Origin of the sequence: Corynebacterium silvaticum, assembly GCF_002162115.2 — a bacterium.
In the GTDB taxonomy this organism is placed as follows: domain Bacteria; phylum Actinomycetota; class Actinomycetes; order Mycobacteriales; family Mycobacteriaceae; genus Corynebacterium; species Corynebacterium silvaticum.
In genome coordinates this window covers 363,633-383,224 of the sequence record NZ_CP021417.2, presented here as the reverse complement: position 1 = coordinate 383,224, position 19,592 = coordinate 363,633, and the positions used below count along the sequence as shown (strand labels likewise).

Here is a 19,592-nt window from a genome sequence, read left to right as displayed (position 1 = left end):
GGACAGCATGTCGAAAGCTACCTTTGCCGATTGGAAGGAAGGCGCACGCCCCCACACATGGGCTAATGCCTTTGCCCCTGTCATTATCGGGTCGGGCGCCGCTGCCCAGGCCAATGGCTTTAGCTGGTGGCGAGCTCTGCTGGCGCTCGTTGTCACATGGGCCCTTATCGTAGGTGTGAATTACGCCAACGATTATTCTGACGGCATCCGAGGCACAGATGACGACCGCACTGGCCCCCTGCGTCTTACGGGGTCCGGGCTAGCGCAGCCAGCTGAGGTTAAGCGGGCCGCTTTTCTCGCTTTCGGTGTCGCTGCCGTCGCCGGTATCGCATTGTGCTTAGCAAGCGCGTGGTGGCTCATTGCCGTGGGTGCGCTTTGTATCCTCGGCGCGTGGTTTTATACCGGTGGAAAAAATCCCTATGGATACCGTGGGCTAGGCGAGGTATCGGTGTTTGTGTTCTTCGGCCTTGTTGCCGTCATGGGCACTCAGTTCACCCAGCTGGGAAGAATCACGTGGGTTGGCTTTGGCTGTGCTGTAGCGGTGGGTGCAATGTCTGCCGGAGTAAATCTTATAAACAATCTCCGCGATATCCCCACGGACTCCGCCGCAGGAAAAACTACCCTTGCAGTTATCCTGGGCGATACCGCAACACGACGCTTGTATTGCCTCCTTGTGTCCATACCATTCGTGGTGTCTCTTGCGTTCTTCACCATTTCCCCGTGGGCCGGCATCGGCATTATTGCGCTTCCGCTTGCAATAAAAGCAGCGGTCCCCGTGGTGAAAGGTCGAAAGGCTAAAGAACTCATTCCGGTGCTTGGTGCTACCGGAAAAGCCATGGTGGTATGGTCCGTGGCAACCGCGATAGTTTTAGCGGTTGGATAGCTCGCTTTTCACCCAATCCTTCTCGGCCTTGCGCTGTGCGCTCCAAAGGGCCACAGCCTCAGTGGCTTGTACCCGGATGCCTTTAAACACGAACATGGACAAGGGCATAGCCACGATTAAGGCCAGCGTGGCCGAGATAAGAATGGGCACCGGGGCCCCTACAGCTACCGCGATTCCCTGAATGATTGCGGTCAGCACGATAAATAGTGCACAACGTGCGATTCCGTACACGATGACAGCCTTGCGGGCAGCTGCCTTTACCTGCGGATCGACGATCGGACGGGAATTCTCTGGCATTGCAGTTTCGCTCACACACAGCACCCTACTCAACAGTTCTTCTTTCAGGGTAATCTAGGCTCACAGTCACATAACCCCATAACTTTATCTTTTTGAAAGGATTCTCCGTGGGCCGTCTTATTCTTCTTCTCCTCCTTATCGCCACCGTCGTGTTGGTGTGGAAGGCATTTGGTCCTCAAACGTGGCAGAAGCGGGAGACTCCGGAGCCACCCCGCATCAAGGGCCCGGATGATGATGAAGAATTCTTATGGCGACTAGAGCGGGATCAGTTTAAAAAACGTCGCGCGGAGGAAGAAGCAAGGCGCAAAGCAGCTGAGAAAAAGAAGCGAGAAGACACAGAGAATCCTGCAAATCCCGAAGGGAAAAATCCACAGGATAACAAGGATTTAGGCGCTTAACCTCGCGTTTTTGTTGACATATAAAACTTTAGAAAAGTTTTACTTAAGAAATAGTTACCGTTATAGTGCTGTGCATGAATTCTCCCTCGAATAAAGCACAGCGTCTTTTTAGTGCGCTTGCCGATCCCCTGCGGATTCGGATTCTTTACCTCGTGGCGGAGCACCGCGAAGGCATGGAATGGAGATCACCAGTACGCTCGGGATCGCGGCGCCCATTCTGGCGCAGCATATGGACAAGCTCGCAGAAGCACACCTGATCTGCACGCATAAAGATGGAAAGCGCATCAGCTACCACGTAGTTCCTGAAGAATTCGCGCGAGTTCAAGAACTTTTCCTTGCCATCAATGCCAACCCGCGTATCAGCGCATTCCTCAACCGACCCCGTTAATGAGCAAACCCCCTCAGCCCTATCGACGGCCAAAGGGGTAAGCGTTCACATCTTATGCTCGGTTAATTCAGACCCGCATACGAGTGCAAACCAGAGACCACCATATTGATAAAGAAGAGATTGAATACCATGGTCACAAGCGCCGCAATATTGATCCACGCAGCCCGCGAATCGCGCCAGCCTGAGGTAGCGCGCGCGTGTAGGTAGGCCGCATAAAGAATCCACGTTGCAAAGGCCACGGTCTCCTTAGGATCCCAGCCCCAGAAACGCCCCCATGCGCTTTCCGCCCAAATAGCTCCCAAAATAATCCCCAGGCCAAAGACCGGGACGGTGATGATCGCCGTGCGGTAGGCGATGGCGTCGAGAAGCTTTGCAGACGGCAACGGCTTGGCCAGCGCCCCCAGTATCCCCTTCTCTTGCCCTTGTACCTGATATAAGCGCAGCAGGTACAACACAGAAGCAACGCCAGAGATCATGCCGATGGAAGCGCCTATAGACACTGTGGATACGTGAATCGGGAACCAGAATGACTGCAAAGCAGGCACTACCGGGGCAGAGTCAGCGTACAGTTTGGTACCACCAAAAAAGAGTAGAGCCAGGATGGGAGTAAGGACCCACGGCCACAGCACGCGCATTTCTCGACGTTGCAAGAAGAACGCCGCGATCCCCACCGCAAAACAGCTGATGACCAGAACATACTCATAGAGGTTGCCAAAGGGGAATCGCGAGGCGGACAGGCCACGCAAAATCGCGGAGGCAGCATGGACAACGACGCCCAGCCACACGATCATCTGGGTCATCCCGGCAAACTTTTCCGCGGATGCTTCCACCTTAGAGATCCGTTCATCCGAGAAATCTGGCCCCTGGCTAAGCCCACCAGCGTTGCCGCCAGCATTATCGGACTCGCTCCCCACGGCAACGAGCTCCCGCTCGTCTGCCCTTTCCCGTTTCAGGTCAATGAGTGTTCTCGTTCTCATATAGAAAACAATGGAAAGCACAAGCGCAATGAAATAGATGACGAAGCTCGACGCAAATGCAATATCGGATAGCGACGCAAGATTCGAGTTGACGTTCATGGTACCTCTAATCAGAGTTAGTGATCTCGGAACAGAATACCCGCAAAAAGTTTGATGTCTACCACACCTGCACATGTTCCTTGCGTACACAGATTTTTAACCCCAAAAAGGCGCTAACCTTTGGCACACTTATGCACAACGCTCCCCCTTACCGAAAGGACACATGCAATGACGCCCCAAGAGCTGCTTAAGGCATGGCACGAACAGCAGACGGCTTTCATTGAGCACCGAGACCTCAGGACCCGCACGATCGTCGACGTCCTCAAAGCTCGTTATGCCAACACCCCCATCACCGTCCTCGATCTTGCTTGTGGCCCGGGCAGCCTTGGCACGGAGATTCTTCGGGAGCTGCCCCACGCCACGGTCATCAGCGTAGACCGCGACCCTGTGTTACTGCGCTTGGGTGCAGAGACGCACAGCTTCGGCGAGCGTCTGCGCTTTATCGACGCCGATCTCACCGATCCCCACTGGATGGAACAGCTTCCCACCACGGACTTTGATGCCGTTATCAGCGCCACCGCATTGCACTGGTTTGCTCCCGACCAGTTATCCCGGCTCTACCTGGATCTCACTCAGGTGGTTAAACCTGGCGCGATCTTTATGAATGCCGACCATTTGCTTTACGACACCCACCACAATCCCGCCCTAGCAGCCCTTTCTGAAACAATCCGAGAGGACTTCCGCACCCGTACAGTTACCTCGGGAGTCCTCACGTGGGAGGCGTGGTGGGAGGCAGCATTCCAGATGCCGGGTTGGGAGAAAGAAGCAGATCTGTGGCATCAGCGCTGGGCGAACAAATCCCCCACGGTGAAGGTGGACAGCTCCTACCACCTCGCGGCACTACGCTCCGCGGGGTGTGCAGAAACGGGTCACCTCTATCAGTGGCTTGATGACTAAGTGATCTACGGCATCTGGCCCGCAGACTAGGGGGTTAGTCTTCGTCCGGGTCGGGAAGCCCAAGGATGCGTCGGTGGATCCGCTCGTATTCGCTTCCCCACCCGGCGCGGTCAGTTCTGGCTAGACCTGCGGTCTCCACAAACGTAACGGTGTCTGAGACAGGACGCACGCGCACCCAGATTCGCCGGCGTCGGATCAGCAATGAGCCAGCGAGCGAACCCAACGCTATGACGGTGAAAAAGAGCACCCAGAGCTGCGCGGGATCGTGGCTGATCTGGTAGTTGGCAAATTGTTCGGCACCGTCAAATGAGACCACTGTTCCGTCGTCAAGAGTCACGGACTGGCCGACACTCAGGTTGACCCGTTCCAGCTTTTGCAGCTGCCCGGAGTGGATCAGGGTGCTGTCCAGGCTAAAGAGGTTCTGGCCCCTACCGGAGTCCAAGCCGTTGTCGCCCCGGTAGATGTCGATGGCCACCGCGGGGTCAGTCATAGCCGGGTACCTGGAGGTCAGAAGGGATTTATTTTCGCCTTCCCACGAGGCGGTAGGTGCAAACAGCCCTTGGATCGCCAGCTGGTTTTGGCGCTTTTCAAAGGCGTCTTTGTACATCCCGGCAGGTGGATCAAAACGAACCACGCCGTCCGATAGGAAGTTCATAAGGTCAGTTGGCTGCCACTGAACGGTCTGGGTTCGCTTTTCCCCGTTGGGCCACGTGACGGTAAATGTTGGCGCATAGCCGTGGCCTTGCAGATACACTCGGTCGCCAGCGATGCGCAGTGGGTGGTTGACTTTGAGCGTGTACTGTTTCCACGTCTCGGTGTCGTTGAAGATATTGTCTCCCTCTGCGTAGGAGACCAAAGATGTGAACATCTTCGCTTGTCCGTTGGGGAGATAATCGGCAGAGAAGTTGTGCGCGATAAAACAGAAGGGGTTTAAGCCGGTGCCGTCGAAAAGCGAGCCGGCGCGGAAGGAATCGTAGTTTGCTGTCGCGGTGTTGCAGAATTCCGTGCTCTTTGTCTTATCTTCGCTGGCAACAATGATCACTTGCCCCTCGTAGAAAAACAGTTTGCCCACTGCAATCGCAACCAGCATGCCCACCAAGCCGAGGTGGAATGTCAGATTGAAAAACTCCCGTAGGTATCCTCGCTCAGCGGAGAACGAGCGCATCCCGGCGCGATCTTCCTCTGGGGTATATTCCGCAAGCTTCCAGCCTTTGAGCTGCGTGCGGATGTCTTCTTCTACGTCGCGCAGCGGCTTTTCGACGTTCCCCTCGCCATGCAGCGGCAACCGGCTCAGATTCTTTGGGGCCCGAACCGGGTCGGTCTTCATGGCTTTGTAATGGTCCCACGAACGCGGGATGATGCACCCGATGAGGGAAAGGAACAGCAGGCCAAAGATCGCGGTGAACCAGGTGGAGCTGAAAACGTCGAAAAGCTGCAGTTTGTCGTAGATCTCGGCGGTTCGGCCATTATTAGCGATGTATTCCGTAACCTTTGACTGGTTGAGGGAGCGCTGTGGCAACAAAGCGCCAGGAATCGACGCCAACGCCAGAAGAAATAGCAGGGCCAGCGCCGTACGCATACTCGTGAGCCAGTGCCATGCTTTTAGTGGATAGCTCAGCAGCTTCCTCGTCCGATTACTCATTCACATGCTCTTTCTAAATAAAAGTTGCACCGTACTCGACGGTCCACTGGCGCACCCAATTAATAAACATTCCCCACGTTCCAGAGACTAACGCCGCGCCGACCATAATCAACGCCACGCCGCCCACTATCTGAATAGTGCGCGAATGCCGCCGCAGGACCCCCACGCCATGCATCGCACGCGCAGACCCCAGGGCAACAGCCACAAACGGCAGTCCCAATCCGGCACAGTACGCCAGGATGAGGGCCACTCCCCGAGCCGCAGTTGTCCCCTCTGTGCCAGCAGAAATAGAGATAATAGCCGCCAAGGTAGGCCCCAAGCAGGGAGTCCACCCCAGCGCAAAAACCCCTCCGAGCAGCGGCGCACCCAACCAGGTAGACCAGCGTTTGGGGGTCAGGCGCTTATCTTCTTGGAGAAAAGGAACCCATCCCAAAAACACCACGCCCATGAGCACCGTAACCGCTCCACCGACACGCATCAAGGTTTCCGCGTTGGGGGTAAGGGCACTAATGACACCAAACACGGTTGCCGTAGCCAGGGTAAAAATCACGGTGAACCCAAGGACAAACAAGAGGGCCGCACCGGTCACCCGCCAGCGCCCCTTCTTGGCTACCTGCGGTCCCTGCTCACCAAATTCCATCTCAGCGCCAACTACTCCCGCCAAATAGGACATATAGCCGGGCACCAAGGGGATCACGCAGGGGCTGGCAAAAGAGACTAGGCCCGCAAGCGCTGCGGCCAAGAGGCCAAGCAGCAAAGGCCCGGTGGCTGCAACATCTGCGATCTGCTCGCCAATACCGCTAGCTAAGACGTCGGTCATGCGATTTTTTCAATCACATCAATGACGTCCTTGGCGGTGATTTCTCGCAGGAAAACCGCTGCCGGGCGATGCTGCTTGTCCAGGATAATTGTTGTGGGGACCACGGCAGCCGGGACCCCTCCGAGCTGCGCGGCAGACTTGAACGGCGGGTCATACAGACTGGGGTAGGTCAGCCCATTATCTTTGACAAAATCTTGGGCAATCTGTTTGGAATAATCGCGCACGTTGATTCCCAGCACCGTCCCGCGCTTCTCCTTTTCCAGGTATTCCTGCACAGTTTGTAGGTCGTCGGACTCACTGCGGCAAGGCGCGCACCATTGTCCCCATGCATTCAACACAACGATCTGATCTTTGTAGTCATCAAGACTGATCTTGCCGTCCGAGGCCAAAGACTCACCGGAGATGTTCTTCACCGGAGCGCGGTCAGCCTCATCGTAGAAGATCTCCGTCTGACCACCTGGGGAATGAAATTGGAACGTCCCGCCGATGGCCACTGCGTCTGTCCCTGCAGTGTCCTCAGAGCTACATGCGCTAAGTACACACAGACTCGCTATCATCGCCGCAGCGAGAGTCCTTTTCACTGTTAGATCTCCTGTGCTGGTTCCGTGTAGATATAGTCAATGATCTGGTCGTCTTCAAACACCAGCGAGCTCACGCTAGCCAAGTTACAGTGCCGTACCGCCGGGTTATGCGCCAGCGGTTTTCCTTGGACATGCCGCTGGACGCACACAATAGGAAGCTGGTGGCTTACCAAGATCGCCTCGTGCCCCTCAGCAGCACGACGAGCGTCTTCCACTACCTCCATCATGCGGTCGCGTTGATCCACATAGTGCTCTCCCCAGCTGGGCAGGAGCGGATTTGCCATGAGCGGCCATCTGACGGGGTTCCATAGTTGGGAGCGCAACCCCTTGACGCGGAGACCTTCAAAACGGTTGCCGGATTCCAAAAGGCGGTCGTCGAGACGCACGTCAAGCCCTAGTTTCTCCGCGAAGGGCGCTGCGGTCTCCTGTGCTCGTTCCAAAGGCGAGGACATCAAGACAGTCACGTCGTGTCCCACAAAGGAGCTAGCGGTACGAGCCGCCATGCTGCGCCCGCGTGAAGAGATGTGATAGTCAGGGATTCGCCCGTACAGGATGCGTTCTGGGTTAAAGACTTCTCCATGCCGGACGAGGTGGACGATAGTGGTACTCATGAGGCCTTTCAGTGCTTGTGTGCGGCTGCCGCAGCCTGGGCCGCTGGGCGTAGGGCGTTCTCGATCTTCTCAAAATCTTCGTCGGTAAGCGCCGCGGACACAAACCACGTCTCAAACACGCTCGCCGGCGCATAGATGCCATTATCCATGAGCGCATGGAAGAAAGGAGAAAAGCGGAATGTCTCAGCAGCCTTCATCTCATCAAAGTTGTGGCCTTCGCCTTCTGCAAAGCGAATGGACAGCATCGTGGCGGCTCGCTGAATATGGTGGGCTACACCCTCGCGTTCTAGCGCGGTGGTCAGCAATCCAGCCAAACGATCAGCATTGGCGCGCACCACGTCATAGACCTCGGGAGTAGCAAGCTCAAGCGACTTCATTCCGGCGGCCACTGCTACCGGGTTACCTGAGAGAGTTCCGGCCTGATATACCGGCCCCTCGGGAGCAAGGTACTTCATAATGTCCGCACGACCACCGAAGGCCGCCGCTGGAAGACCTCCGGAGATGACCTTGCCAAAGGTGGTGAGGTCACCAGCCACATGGTCTACCCCAAACCAACCGCTGTAGGAGGTGCGGAAGCCCGTCATCACCTCATCAAGGATGAGCAACGCGCCATGCGCGTGGGCGAGCTCTTTAAGCTGCGCATTAAAGTTATCGCGCGGGGCAACCGTGCCCATGTTTCCTGCCGCCGCCTCGGCGATGACGCAGGCAATCTGCCCCTCATTTTCCGCAAAAGCCTGAGCCACAGCCTCGATGTCGTTATAGGGCACCACGATGGTATCTGCGGCGGAAGCGCCCGTCACGCCTGGGGAATCCGGCAGAGCAAACGTAGCTACCCCGGATCCCGCGGATGCCAGTAGCGCATCGACGTGTCCATGATAGCACCCATCGAATTTAATGATCTTGGGGCGGCCGGTGAACCCACGCGCCAGCCGAACCGCAGACATAGTCGCCTCAGTGCCTGAGTTGACCATACGAACTTCCTCAACTGAGGTGCGTTCAACAATCATGCTGGCTATGCGCACTTCGGCCTCGGTAGGGGCGCCAAAAGACAGACCTTTCTCTGCTACCTTTTGCACCGCGCCAACGATTTCGGGGTGAGCGTGGCCCAAAAGCATCGGGCCCCAAGAACACACCAGGTCCACGTATTCGTTGCCGTCTACGTCGTAAAGCTTGGATCCCTTCGCTGATGCGATGAAGCGTGCTTGCCCTCCCACGGAGCCAAAAGCACGCACCGGCGAGTTCACACCACCTGGGGTTACTGTGCAGGCTTGGTGGAAAAGCTCACGGGAACGCTGAACGTTAGAGGAAGTCGGGATAACAGTCATGCGTACCATCCTATTACGTAATGAGCTCACAAACTTTAGGCCCACTATTTCCTCCGCGCGCTGCGAAGCCCACCGCACCTTCTCTATCATGGCGCCATGACTATTGCATTTCTTGGAACCGGCCGAATGGGCACAGAACTAGCGCTCCACTTGCTCAAAGAGCACGACCTCGTGGTGTGGAATCGCACCTCAAGCAAGCTGAACGCCTGGTAGCAGCAGGCGCCACGCTCGCTTCTTCCCTCGAGGAAGCCGTCGCTGGTGCCGATATCGTTGTGACGTCACTTTTTGGCCCCGATACAGTGCGAGACGTGGTTATTAACCCTCGCCTCATCCCCGAGGGGGTGCTGTGGGTTGATACGACCACTGTTAGCCCAGAAGACTGCGCCGAGTTCGCTGACGCAGTGCCCAGCTATGTCGCAGCCCCGGTCGTGGGTACCCTCGGCCCCGCCCGCGCCGGTTCTTTAGGCGTTTACGTGGGCAGCGCCGATGAACATTACCGTGAGGCCGCCGCCGCACTAGTCGCCCCGTGGGCAGACCCCGAACGGCTTGTGCTTGTCGACGCCGCCCCCAAAGCCGCCGTCGGAAAATTGCTAGCTAATCTCGCCCTTGCAGTAAGCGCCCAGGGGCTCAAAGAAGCCCTGCTTCTAGGAGACTCCAGTGGTTTGTCGCCTGAAGAAACCCTCACCATGCTCAACTCCACCGGATTGGCCTTTATCGCCGGAATGAAGCGCCCCTTTGTCTTAGGCGAACGCCCCACTACACCTGGCGATTTCACCGCAGATGCGATTGCAAAGGACGCTCGCCTAATGCTCGACACCGCTGCCCAGCCGCTCCCCGCCGTTGCCTCAGCGCTGAGTTCCTTAGAAGAGCAACAGCAGGCCGGGCATGGCGATGAGGATTTCTCTGTGATTCTGACGCGCCGCGACAGCTAACACGCCTTAGGCAAGCGCGCGTTTGGCTGCAGCTCTCGCTGCGTCGATCACCGCAGGCACGCCGACGCCATCGGCCCATGCGCCGGTAGCGTCGATGCCTTCGACCTCAGCAAGTGCGTCCTTGATTGCCGCCACCGTTTCCAGATGTCCTGGCCCATACACGGGCAAGCCGCCGAACCAGCGCTGGACAAAGATCTCCGATAAGCCCGCAGCGCGTCCGTCGAATCCCGTAATGGTCTGCAGATCGTCGAGGGCTGCGTCGACAAGCTCGTCCTCGTCCGCGCGAGCAATCGCGTCGTCGCCAAACCGCCCAAAAGAGGCTCGGACTAAAGCGCCGCCGCGCTCGCCAAGGTGCGGCCACTTCTTGGAAGAGAAGGTGAACGCCTTTGCTTTCACATCGTGAGCATCGGTGGCAACAAGGATCCCTGAGTTCTCGGTGAGTCCCTCGGAATGATCAAATTTCATTCCTACCACGGCAGAGCTTGCCAACTTGATGGTTTTGAGCTGCTGCGCGGCCTCCGGCGCAAGGTTTTTCAGCAGCAGTGCAGCGGTGGGTGCCGGCACCGTCAACAGCACCCTGTCAAAGACCCCCTCAGCGCCTTTGAGGGTGAAGCCTTCAGCTGTTTTATCAATTGCAGTGATAAAGGCATCGATGTGGATTTTTGCCTCGCTACGCTCCGCAAGGATTTCATACATCTCCGCATAACCGCCCGTGAAAGACGCGAATACGCTCGGGGTATGTCCCCGCGCTTTGTTTCGGGTCTCTCGCTCAGCGAGAAGCTGCTGGACAGCGCCCGTGATGGTTACTGGTTTCCCCTCCTCTTTAAGGCGGTCGAAGGCGCGTGCTAACTGGGGCACCGTAGCGCGCAGGCTTAGATCGTCCGAGGTGGAAGAATAGACGCCGCCTTGCAACGCAGACACCACGTGATCCACAACGTCATCGCCCAAGCGTTCCCGCAGGAGCGCCCCCAGGCTTACCTCTTGAGGCCAGTCAATTGAGCCCGCGTCTTTCTCCGCATCAATGCGTTTGAGGGTTTCCTCGCTGACCAAGTTTCCCAGGCCCTCGCTTGTTCCTGGAATACCCATGATCGTGTTGGAGGGCATCCCGTGGAGGCTCCCTTCCACGTACAACAAAGAAGGCAACCCCGAGGGCGAGCGCAGGTTCTCCCCGAGTCCTAGCTCTTTAAAGAACTCAGTGGTGTCTTCCCTGAAGGCGAGATATGCTTCTGCGCCCATATCGGTAGGGCCGGAGGCAAACGGAACCGTGAACAATTTGCCGCCGATTCGATCGGTCGCCTCAAACACCTCTACTTCCACGTGAGGGTCGAGTGTATGGATCTCATAAGCAGCCGTTAGTCCCGCTAAACCGGCACCGATGATGGCAATGCGCACGTGGATGACCTTCCTTGAAACTTAACTTTGTTGTGGCTTGGGAGAACTAGTCGCCGAGGCATTTAAAAACGGTGAATCAGCTCCACCGCACGAGTGATCGCTTCAGGATCAGTGTGCGGCAATACGCCGTGTCCGAGGTTAAATATATGCCCAGTGGCGTGTCCTGCGGCAATGGCGAGATCGGCTTCAGCGCAGATGCGCTCGATCTCAGTTTTTAATACGTCTTCTCCGGCAAAAAGCAACGCCGGGTCTAGGTTTCCTTGCAGCACCTTTGCCCCGGAACGGGCGTGAATGCGCTCGGCGGCGACGTCGAGAGGCACGCGCCAATCCACACCCATCACTTCAGAGCCGGCCTCGCTCATCGTGGCGAGCAGTTCACCGGTGCTCACGCCGAAGTGAATGCGAGGCACGTCCGCTACCTCTTCTAAGATCTGAGTAGAATACGGAAGCACGTGGTTGCGGTAATCGCGCTCTGTGAGGAAGCCCGCCCAGGAGTCGAAAAGCTGCATGGTCTGAACGCCTGCGTCGATCTGGGTGCGCAGGAATCGCACGATGGTGGGAACCAGACGCTGCATGAGGGCATGCCAGGTCTCGGGGTCGCCATGCATCATGGACTTAGTCTTTTCGTGATTCTTGCTGGGGCCGCCCTCTACAAGGTAACTCGCCAGTGTGAATGGCGCGCCAGCAAAACCGATCAGTGTCTGCTGATCCGTCAGCTCGTCCTGAATAATCTCGATGCCTCGGGCTACTTGCAGGACATCATCGTCAAGAATCGGTAGCGCATCCACATCGGCCCCGTTATGGATCGCGCGATCCATAACGGGGCCGCGACCAGGAATGATTTCTACTTTTACCCCAGCGGCTTTAAGCGGAACCACAATGTCTGAGAACAAGATCGCGGCATCTACGTCGTGGCGGCGCACTGGCTGCAGAGTAATTTCTGCAAGAAGTTCTGGCATAAAACAGCTGTCCAGCATGCCAATACCTTCCCGTACCTGGCGATACTCAAGCAGCGAGCGGCCGGCTTGGCGCATAAACCATACGGGACGACGCGTGGGAGTTTTCCCCTGAATGGCGTCAAGAATTGGCGCATTGAAAGGTTGTGACATGCCACCAATAATGCACAACAAAACGGCTAAAGGAAAGCAAGCCGACCCTATTTCAGGCGAGAACCCTATCAACCATTTGATTGATAGGGTTCCGATGGTGCCGTCATCCGGCACTAGTTATAGCGCTCTACTATCTATATGCTGCGCAACCAATGAGAGCGAACCTCAATAATCACGCTCGACCCCAGCATGAGCAGAGGGGCAATCATCGGGTGCAGGACTCCCGCCACCGCCGCCACAATGGCCAGCAAGTTGTAGGTCCACGCAAAAATCAGGTTTCCACGGATCCTGCGATTCAGGCGACGCGCAAAATGGAACAAACGCGGAATAGGCGCCACATCCGGTTTGAGCATGACCACATCCGCAGCGGGATGCTCAAGCGCAAGTGCCCCCTGTGAACCCGACATCGCGCTAATCATGATGCCCACGTTGGCAACCCGATAGCACTCCTCCACTGACTCATCACCAACCATGGCGATATTCGCCCCATGAGAACGCACAGATCGAACAGTCTGCGGCTTCCGCCCGGGCTGCACACCGGCCAGCACGTGAGATACTCCCACCATATCGCCGTATCGACGCGCCACCGGGTACGTATCCCGGCTAAGCATCATCGTTTCCAGCCCCATCGACTCAAGCGAGTCCACGGCATCCACGGCATCATCTTTGGCACCGTTGTACAACGTGATCACGCCACGATCTTTGTTCTTCCATCGCACAACCAGCGGACTGCTGCCAGATACTGCAGCCGCGGCCAGACGACCATGCAGGTCAGAAAGGTTGCGCGGACGCCATAACACTGCTTCCACGCTCCGCAGTTCTTCTTCCCCATCGCTGTTGACTACCGGCAACTCCACATGCCCGCGGAAGCTTCCCTCCTCGTCCACCTTCGAGTGGGTGACTTCAATCCAACCTGGAATGGAATCATCAGTAGAAGCATCCCGTGCTTCTCGTGCCGCGCGCACCAGGGCACGGGACACAGGATGCCCGCTTTCCATGGCTAGAGCACCGGCAACGCGAAGCACCAGATCGGGATTTTCCCCACGGTCAGCGGTGACTGTTTCTACAGACATCTCCGGACGCGAAATAGCGCCCACACGATTGAAAATAACCGTGTCTACCTCGTCGACGTTGCGCAGCGTCTCACCCGATTTAATCAGTGTTCCACGTCGTGCAGCGCCTTCGATGCCTTGTCGCATAGCTAACGACGCAGAGGTGGCAAGCGCCGCCGGAGCCACGCAGCCCAATACTGCAAGGCCCGTGGCAAATGCCTGGTTCAGGTTGTTTGTGATCAATGCCCACAGAGCAAAATCCGTGGCCGCGATAACAAACGACACGGGAACGAGCATCGAGGCAGCCTTGGTAGCTATGGCATCCGAGCGATTCTGATGCACATTAGCATCCACCACCCACCGATTTATGGCAGCCAACCAGGTCCTATGCCCAGTCTGCAGCACGCGAACCTTAAGTTCCTTGCCGCCATTGATACACCCTGCATAGACTCGGTCGTTGACTTTTACTTCACATGAGCCAATGCCCAAGGCCGTACCGTCCAAGGTGCCGCCACCGCCGACCACTATTCCGTCGACAGGCACAAGGCCCCCAGCGGGAATGATGACGTCATCGCCTACATTCAGCTTCTGGATCGCTTTGTCTTCTTTCCCAGCTCCCCCGGCTTTCCGTTTTTTGGACACCACCGTGACGGTAGAAGCGGGATGCGGTTTGTACTTCAGAAGATCATCTTGGAGACTGCTGCGAGCTCTGCGGGCAGCGAGCCTTCCGGCAAGAAGGATCAGCGTCATTCCGCAGGCTACGTCGAAAAAGAGCGCACCAGACTCAAAAATCGTAGGATCGATCGCAATCCACTTCGGCCGCGCTCGATACTCCGGGTCGCCTACCGGGGTAAACAGCACCATGCTCAACGACCACAGCCACGCCAGCAGGATTGCTACCGACGAGGCACTGTCCAAGGCGGACATGCCCCGACGAGCCCCACCCAGCGTTGCTCGGTGAAAAGGCCACGCACCATAAAACACAACGGGGATGGAAAGCGCAGCCAAAGCCCACTGCCAGTTATCAAACTGCAGGTCTCTGGAGTAGCTAATGGCCACGACGGGAATTGTAAAAAGCGCGCTAATGCATAGACGCGTTTTGGTCATGAGTGACCGCGCAGTAAAGAGAACAGCAGTGCTTGACTCTTTACGGGAGGTGTCCTCACGGCGTTCCAGGAACCCGGCCCTGCGCGCTAGCTTAAAACGACGCTCTTTCTCATCCACGCGCGAACCAAAGCGGCTAATCCGGCGGTCACGGCGTCGCGAGCGCTTGTACCGGCCCTCCTCAACATCGGACCAGGCTAGCCGACGCCGCAGGGAGGAATCCGTGAGCGTTGCAGTAATTCCGAACCTCTGGAATACGTCAACAAACATCATCGGGTCGATAGTGCGGCTTGCACTCACCCACGCCATCGACGAGGGATACACAATCTTTGCGTCTACGCCCTCCAACTCGCCTAGAACATCTTCTACTTCGGACACCGAAGAGGCGCTGGAAAGTCCTTTTAATTCAAACGCAAAAGAGGTTCTTCCTGCATGGATAGCAGCTGCAGCGACTTCTTCCGGGTCAATAGCATGGAAGGCCCCCGTGTTAATGCCAGCCTTGGCAGCGGCACGTTTCGCCTTTTCGATGGCGTCGGCAAGCCCTTCCTGGGTGCCCAGAGGACGCGCAGGGGCACCGCCCTCGTCCTTGGCTCCACGGTTGCTGCTAAGAGTGCCCATTCTTCCCCCTAGAGCTCTCCCACTCACCAGTCCACGCCAAAGTTTCGGGCCGCATCTTAAAGATGAGCGCCACGACGGCCGCAACACCCATACAGATCTGGATGCAGCCGTCAACGGCATACACGGCAACAGGAACAGACGGAGAACTTGGGGTCAGCAAGAAAACCGTCACCAGCCGCACCCCAAAATAAAGAGAGAAATACGTGAGGATGCGGCGCGATAGAGTAGCAGATTTATTGCCTTTATAAAGCAGCGCGGCCAACCACGCGATAATGCCCAGCACGATGAAAGAAAAAAGTCCCGCCAGAATGATACTGAGGCTTGCTGCCACGTTCATGATCTCGGGAGAAAGATTCTCTTCCTTCATCGACTCTTTGAGCTTAGAAATCAACTCAGGCTTGTTGGCAAAACCAACAATGATATTGATGATCTGGTGTACCGTCTCCACACAGATGGCAAAAATCCACACGCGAACCGCCCAGCGAACTGCGTCGGGACGCTCCCGCTTAGCGTCGGGAGTGGTCGGTTGAGATGGTGATCGCTCGAGTCGCTGTTGGTGGTTGGTCATTATTTCCCTAGTGCTGTAGTTTTTTCGCCGCGTCGACGGCAAAGTAAGTAAGAATCTGGTCTGCGCCAGCGCGTTTGATAGAAATCAATGATTCCATCATCACACGTTCAAGGTCGAGCCAGTTATTACGGGCGGCCGCATGCAGCATGGCATATTCGCCTGATACTTGATAAGCCGCAACCGGGACAACCGACGTGGAGGCCACCTCTGCTAACACGTCGAGGTAAGGCATGGCTGGTTTGACCATAACAAAGTCCGCCCCCTCTTCAATATCCAGGTCGACCTCCACCAGCGATTCCCGGAAGTTAGCCGGATCCTGCTGATAAGTTCTGCGGTCGCCTTCCAAGGACGAACCCACTGCCTCGCGGAACGGCCCATAGAAAACCGACGCGTACTTGGTGGAGTACGCCATGATGGCCACGTCCTGGAACCCGTGAGCGTCGAGAGCTTCACGGATTGCCATAATCTGCCCATCCATCATGCCGGAGGGGCTTACCATGTGCGCGCCTGCCTCAGCCTGCGCCACCGCCATCTTTTGATAAAGCGGAATGGTCGCGTCATTATCCACGATCACCTCGCCAAAGCGGTCGGTGCTCAGTACGCCGCAGTGTCCATGGTCGGTGAACTCGTCAAGGCAGGTGTCTGCCATGATAATGACCTGGTTACCAAACTCCTGGCGTAGTGCGGTGATACCCCGGTTGAGGATTCCCTCTGGTGCCCAGGATTGAGATCCCTGCAGGTCTTTGTCGGCGTCGAGAGGCACGCCGAAGAGATCCACGCACTTAATCCCCACGGAAATCGCCTCCCTGACAGCCTCAATCAAGGAGGGAATAGTGTGCTGGTACACACCTGGCATAGAGGAGATTTCGCGCGGCTCGGTTATTCCATCTGCAACAAACATGGGAAGAATCAGGTCAGCGGGACGAAGCGTCGTCTCTGCCACTAATTCGCGCATAACTGGCGTGCTTCGGAGCCTGCGTGGACGACGAATCAGGTGGAGATCTTCGTTGCTCATAGGTAATGCCTTCTTCCAGATTGTTGGGTCTGTCGCCGTAATAACGTTACTCGCGATTTTTCCGGGCGCGCCGTTTCTTCCTAGGCGGCGGCAGCTGACCGGCCGCTCGTAGTTGTGCCACATGAGCAGCAAGGCTGTTTACCAGATGCGGGACGTCCGCCACCTCAGGGACCACGTCCACGCGCAGGCCTAACTCTTTTGCCGCGGCCTCCGCCATGGGCCCGATGCATGCAATGATCGTGCGCTGATGCGGTTTCCCGGCGATGCCCACCAGATTTTTCACCGTCGACGCAGAGGTAAAGCACACTGCGTCAAAACCGCCGCTTTTAATCATGTCGCGCACTTCCGCGCTCGGCGGTGCAGCGCGTACCGTGCGATACGCGACCACATCATCGACCTCCCAGCCAAGGCCCTCTAGGCCTTCTACCAGGACGTCCGTTGCAATATCTGCGCGAGGCAAAAGGACTCGTCCCACCGGGTCAAGGTCTTCCACGTATTCCGGGAACACCGACACCAAGCCTGCGGCATTTTGCTGATTCCTCGGCGGTAGCAGCTCGGGAGTAATTCCGAGCTCGCGGATCGCCTTAGCGGTTTTTGTCCCTACCGCGCCGATGCGTACGCCGGCAAAGGCGCGGGCATCGAGGCCGAAAGAGCCGATCTTTTCTCGCACAGCTTTCACCGCATTAACGCTGGTAAAGATCACCCACTGGTAGCGTCCCTCGACGATTCCCTTGATGGCTTTCTCCATTTGCGCGGGGTTGCGCGGCGGTTCCACGGAGATCGTGGGGACTTCTTGCGGGATTGCCCCCTGCGAAGCCAGCAATGTGCTCATGGGGCCGGCTTGTTCTTTAGCTCGCGGCACCAGGACTCGCCAGCCAAAGAGAGAGCGATTCTCCCACCAGGAGTATTTGGTGCGATCGTCCACGGCTTTGCCTAAGGTGACCACGAGAGTGCCAGCGAGGTCCCCGTCTAGCTTGCTCAGAGTACCCAGAGTGACGTCAAAACTTCGCTGCAAACGCGTCGTGCCGTGAGCGGTCACCGTCACCGGGGTCGATGCCCCCAGCCCACGGGCTTTGAGTTCTGCCGCTATTGTGGGCAGGTCTTCTTTGGTCGCCTGTAAAACCAGTGGCTGGGGTGCTGCCGCCAACTGTTCCCAATCCACGTCTTCACCGGTCACGTCAGTTTCCGTATAGGAAGACCCCAGCGCGATACCCGCAAAAGCCGGAACGGTAGCAGGCAAGGACATACCTGGAACAATGTGGAATTCCAGTCCAGCCTGAGTGACTGCGGATATTTCTTCCAGAGTGCGGTCGCAGGATAGAGGGTTACCCTGCACGAGGCGGATAACGTCCTCGCCGGTGGTCAAAAGCTCCTTAAGCTTGTCGACGACCTCCGCCACCGGAACGTCATCGTCTACTTCAGTAATCTCAGCAGCGGTCGGGGCGTCCGGGCGCTGCGGTTTACGGCGGGCGCCGGCCTCTTTTGCCTCCGCGCAGAGGCGCTCGTATTCTTCCTCAGCCGCCTGGATCTTATCTCCCGGAACGTCTAGTTCACGTGCGACTACTGAGCGAACTCCCGGTAGCACTTCTGCGTCTACTACGGCAAAAGCGGTATGGCTGAGAACTTCACGGGCGCGAACGGTGAGCAGGTCAGGGTTTCCTGGGCCTGCTCCTACGAAGATCACTTTTCCCTCCGGCAAAGGGGTGACCGGAGTGGGCTGCGGAGTTGAACTCATGAACAAGTATCCGTATTTCTAGGAACTGCAAAGAGCTCCGAGTTGTGGAGTGGGCGAAAAGTTAAGAGAGACTGCTAAACACAAATTCACGCCGCTGTAAATCACTAAGAGGGGCCTCGTGATTAAGCGGCGTCAAGCGTGTGGTAATACAACGTCCTTTGAGGATAATTGAGCAAGGCGTTTAATAAAAACCGGCGGACTATTGCCGCAGCGCACGTGGCTCGGTTATCGCACAGAGCGGGGAAACATTGAGTGCATCAGGAAAGCACTTCGGCAGCGCCATCCTGGATAAGCTTTGCTGCAACTGCTTCTCCGATAGCCACAGCCTCCGTCAGCGCCCCGGTCATCGTTGCGCGCAGAACCTTGCGTCCGTCGAGAGACACAACTGCTCCCGTGACGTGAAGCTCTTGCCCGCTGATCACGGAATGCGCGGCCACAGGTGCCGTACATCCGGCTTCCAACCGATTGAGTACCACGCGTTCGGCGAGCGCGCAGGTCTCGTCGTCTGCGTTCCGAATTGCGTTGATGGCAGCAACAGCGGCTGCGTCGTCGATGCGGCATTCGATGGCCAAAGCTCCCTGCGCCGGCGCGGGGAGGAAACGATCTGGGTTGAATACCTCTGTCGCTTCACCGCCACGGCCCACACGCGATAGGCCAGCATAAGCCAGAACGACTGCATCGAGTTCTCCGGAAAAGACCTTGCCCATCCGGGTGTCGATGTTGCCGCGCATCGGTACGCATTCCACATCAGGGCGCAAGGCTTTGACCTGTGAGATCCTCCGAGGTGCTCCCGTGCCAATGCGCGCCCCCTGAGGTAGTTCCTCCAGTGCCAGGCCGTCGCGGGCTACGAGGCAATCGCGGGCGTCGGCACGCTCTGGCACGATTAAGTGGAAACGTGGATCGCGCTGCGTGGGCAGATCTTTGAAGGAATGCACAGCGATGTCGCAGCCGCCTTCAACGAGGACTTCGCGCAGTGCTTGCGTAAAAATGCCCACGCCGATGCGTTCCACGGGTGCCATATTGACGTCCCCAGGTGTGGTGACGATGCTCAATTCCGCCGAATATCCGTGAGCAGCGAGGGCGTCTCGCACGTGTCCCGACTGAGTGGTAGCTAAAAGGCTGCCTCGTGTACCAATAGTAAAAGTCATG

The 19,592-nt window shown here is 57.1% G+C and carries 18 protein-coding genes and 1 pseudogene; 5 read left to right on the top strand and 14 right to left on the bottom strand.

The window, feature by feature from the left end:
- The first annotated feature begins 7 nt into the window (after window positions 1-7).
- Window positions 8-883 carry a 1,4-dihydroxy-2-naphthoate polyprenyltransferase gene (locus tag CBE74_RS14190; protein WP_087454823.1) on the top strand — a complete coding sequence of 292 codons (876 nt, stop codon included), beginning with the start codon at window positions 8-10 and terminating at the stop codon, window positions 881-883.
- Here CBE74_RS14190 and CBE74_RS14185 read toward each other — a convergent pair.
- Window positions 869-1,180 (bottom strand): DUF4229 domain-containing protein, encoded by a 312-nt coding sequence (locus CBE74_RS14185; RefSeq protein ID WP_087454824.1) that lies wholly within the window; start codon window positions 1,178-1,180, stop codon window positions 869-871. The genes CBE74_RS14190 and CBE74_RS14185 overlap by 15 nt on opposite strands.
- 107 nt (window positions 1,181-1,287) lie before the next feature.
- Here CBE74_RS14185 and CBE74_RS14180 point away from each other — a divergent pair, with 107 nt between their 5' ends.
- The gene (locus CBE74_RS14180) at window positions 1,288-1,578 is read left to right on the top strand and encodes a hypothetical protein (protein ID WP_087453343.1); all 291 of its coding nucleotides are present in this window, start codon (window positions 1,288-1,290) and stop codon (window positions 1,576-1,578) included.
- A 178-nt stretch (window positions 1,579-1,756) separates the two neighbouring features.
- Window positions 1,757-1,966, top strand: coding sequence for an ArsR/SmtB family transcription factor (locus CBE74_RS14175; protein WP_225870233.1), 210 nt, complete (start codon window positions 1,757-1,759; stop codon window positions 1,964-1,966).
- A 62-nt stretch (window positions 1,967-2,028) separates the two neighbouring features.
- Here CBE74_RS14175 and ccsB read toward each other — a convergent pair whose 3' ends face one another.
- Window positions 2,029-3,042, bottom strand: coding sequence for a c-type cytochrome biogenesis protein CcsB (ccsB, locus tag CBE74_RS14170; RefSeq protein ID WP_087453342.1), 1,014 nt, complete (start codon window positions 3,040-3,042; stop codon window positions 2,029-2,031).
- Window positions 3,043-3,210: 168 nt separating this feature from the next.
- Between ccsB and CBE74_RS14165 the strand changes: the two genes are divergently transcribed.
- The gene (locus tag CBE74_RS14165; RefSeq protein WP_087453341.1) at window positions 3,211-3,939 is read left to right on the top strand and encodes a class I SAM-dependent methyltransferase; all 729 of its coding nucleotides are present in this window, start codon (window positions 3,211-3,213) and stop codon (window positions 3,937-3,939) included.
- A gap of 34 nt (window positions 3,940-3,973) precedes the next feature.
- Here CBE74_RS14165 and CBE74_RS14160 read toward each other — a convergent pair whose 3' ends face one another.
- From CBE74_RS14160 to hemL, 5 genes are read right to left on the bottom strand one after another with little or no spacing between them, the layout of a single operon-like run.
- On the bottom strand, window positions 3,974-5,581 hold the full coding sequence (locus CBE74_RS14160) for a cytochrome c biogenesis protein ResB (RefSeq protein WP_087453340.1): 1,608 nt from the start codon (window positions 5,579-5,581) through the stop codon (window positions 3,974-3,976).
- 13 nt (window positions 5,582-5,594) lie between these two features.
- The gene (locus CBE74_RS14155; protein WP_087453339.1) at window positions 5,595-6,401 is read right to left on the bottom strand and encodes a cytochrome c biogenesis CcdA family protein; all 807 of its coding nucleotides are present in this window, start codon (window positions 6,399-6,401) and stop codon (window positions 5,595-5,597) included.
- Window positions 6,398-6,982, bottom strand: a complete 585-nt coding sequence (locus tag CBE74_RS14150) for a TlpA disulfide reductase family protein (RefSeq protein ID WP_023635061.1) — start codon at window positions 6,980-6,982, stop codon at window positions 6,398-6,400. Before CBE74_RS14150 ends, CBE74_RS14155 begins: the two co-directional genes overlap by 4 nt.
- Window positions 6,983-6,984: 2 nt before the next feature.
- Window positions 6,985-7,593: a histidine phosphatase family protein gene (locus CBE74_RS14145; RefSeq protein WP_087453338.1), complete on the bottom strand. Its 609-nt coding sequence runs from the start codon at window positions 7,591-7,593 to the stop codon at window positions 6,985-6,987.
- A gap of 8 nt (window positions 7,594-7,601) precedes the next feature.
- A complete protein-coding gene (hemL, locus tag CBE74_RS14140) occupies window positions 7,602-8,927 on the bottom strand; it encodes a glutamate-1-semialdehyde 2,1-aminomutase (RefSeq protein ID WP_087454822.1) in 1,326 nt (441 codons plus the stop codon).
- An 87-nt stretch (window positions 8,928-9,014) separates the two neighbouring features.
- Here hemL and CBE74_RS14135 point away from each other — a divergent pair.
- A pseudogene (locus CBE74_RS14135) lies at window positions 9,015-9,850 on the top strand (NAD(P)-dependent oxidoreductase).
- Between the two features lie 6 nt (window positions 9,851-9,856).
- On the opposite strand, the gene CBE74_RS14130 reads toward CBE74_RS14135, so the two are convergent.
- The 7 genes from CBE74_RS14130 to hemC all read right to left on the bottom strand — a co-directional run bounded on the left by CBE74_RS14130 (window position 9,857) and on the right by hemC (window position 19,591).
- Window positions 9,857-11,242, bottom strand: a complete 1,386-nt coding sequence (locus CBE74_RS14130) for a protoporphyrinogen oxidase (RefSeq protein ID WP_087453337.1) — start codon at window positions 11,240-11,242, stop codon at window positions 9,857-9,859.
- 62 nt (window positions 11,243-11,304) lie between these two features.
- Window positions 11,305-12,351: a uroporphyrinogen decarboxylase gene (gene hemE / locus CBE74_RS14125; RefSeq protein WP_134316158.1), complete on the bottom strand. Its 1,047-nt coding sequence runs from the start codon at window positions 12,349-12,351 to the stop codon at window positions 11,305-11,307.
- A gap of 134 nt (window positions 12,352-12,485) precedes the next feature.
- Window positions 12,486-15,125, bottom strand: a complete 2,640-nt coding sequence (locus CBE74_RS14120) for a heavy metal translocating P-type ATPase (protein WP_087453336.1) — start codon at window positions 15,123-15,125, stop codon at window positions 12,486-12,488.
- Window positions 15,112-15,693 carry a hypothetical protein gene (locus tag CBE74_RS14115; RefSeq protein WP_087453335.1) on the bottom strand — a complete coding sequence of 194 codons (582 nt, stop codon included), beginning with the start codon at window positions 15,691-15,693 and terminating at the stop codon, window positions 15,112-15,114. The genes CBE74_RS14120 and CBE74_RS14115 overlap by 14 nt, the downstream gene beginning before the upstream one ends.
- Window positions 15,694-15,700: 7 nt before the next feature.
- Window positions 15,701-16,708, bottom strand: coding sequence for a porphobilinogen synthase (gene hemB / locus CBE74_RS14110; RefSeq protein ID WP_087453334.1), 1,008 nt, complete (start codon window positions 16,706-16,708; stop codon window positions 15,701-15,703).
- A 46-nt stretch (window positions 16,709-16,754) separates the two neighbouring features.
- Window positions 16,755-18,443, bottom strand: a complete 1,689-nt coding sequence (locus tag CBE74_RS14105; RefSeq protein ID WP_087453333.1) for a bifunctional uroporphyrinogen-III C-methyltransferase/uroporphyrinogen-III synthase — start codon at window positions 18,441-18,443, stop codon at window positions 16,755-16,757.
- 257 nt (window positions 18,444-18,700) lie between these two features.
- Window positions 18,701-19,591 (bottom strand): hydroxymethylbilane synthase, encoded by an 891-nt coding sequence (gene hemC / locus CBE74_RS14100; RefSeq protein WP_087453332.1) that lies wholly within the window; start codon window positions 19,589-19,591, stop codon window positions 18,701-18,703.
- Window position 19,592 lies beyond the last annotated feature (1 nt).

Bases quoted from the DNA above. Each gene is read 5' to 3' on its own strand.
- CBE74_RS14190 (WP_087454823.1), top strand. From the start codon at position 8: ATGTCGAAAGCTACCTTTGCCGATTGGAAGGAAGGCGCACGCCCCCAC.
- CBE74_RS14185 (WP_087454824.1), bottom strand. From the start codon at position 1,180: ATGCCAGAGAATTCCCGTCCGATCGTCGATCCGCAGGTAAAGGCAGCT.
- CBE74_RS14175 (WP_225870233.1), top strand. From the start codon at position 1,757: ATGGAGATCACCAGTACGCTCGGGATCGCGGCGCCCATTCTGGCGCAG.
- ccsB (WP_087453342.1), bottom strand. From the start codon at position 3,042: ATGAACGTCAACTCGAATCTTGCGTCGCTATCCGATATTGCATTTGCG.
- CBE74_RS14165 (WP_087453341.1), top strand. From the start codon at position 3,211: ATGACGCCCCAAGAGCTGCTTAAGGCATGGCACGAACAGCAGACGGCT.
- CBE74_RS14160 (WP_087453340.1), bottom strand. From the start codon at position 5,581: ATGAGTAATCGGACGAGGAAGCTGCTGAGCTATCCACTAAAAGCATGG.
- CBE74_RS14155 (WP_087453339.1), bottom strand. From the start codon at position 6,401: ATGACCGACGTCTTAGCTAGCGGTATTGGCGAGCAGATCGCAGATGTT.
- CBE74_RS14145 (WP_087453338.1), bottom strand. From the start codon at position 7,593: ATGAGTACCACTATCGTCCACCTCGTCCGGCATGGAGAAGTCTTTAAC.
- hemL (WP_087454822.1), bottom strand. From the start codon at position 8,927: ATGGTACGCATGACTGTTATCCCGACTTCCTCTAACGTTCAGCGTTCC.
- hemE (WP_134316158.1), bottom strand. From the start codon at position 12,351: ATGTCACAACCTTTCAATGCGCCAATTCTTGACGCCATTCAGGGGAAA.
- CBE74_RS14120 (WP_087453336.1), bottom strand. From the start codon at position 15,125: ATGGGCACTCTTAGCAGCAACCGTGGAGCCAAGGACGAGGGCGGTGCC.
- CBE74_RS14115 (WP_087453335.1), bottom strand. From the start codon at position 15,693: ATGACCAACCACCAACAGCGACTCGAGCGATCACCATCTCAACCGACC.
- hemB (WP_087453334.1), bottom strand. From the start codon at position 16,708: ATGAGCAACGAAGATCTCCACCTGATTCGTCGTCCACGCAGGCTCCGA.
- CBE74_RS14105 (WP_087453333.1), bottom strand. From the start codon at position 18,443: ATGAGTTCAACTCCGCAGCCCACTCCGGTCACCCCTTTGCCGGAGGGA.
- hemC (WP_087453332.1), bottom strand. From the start codon at position 19,591: ATGACTTTTACTATTGGTACACGAGGCAGCCTTTTAGCTACCACTCAG.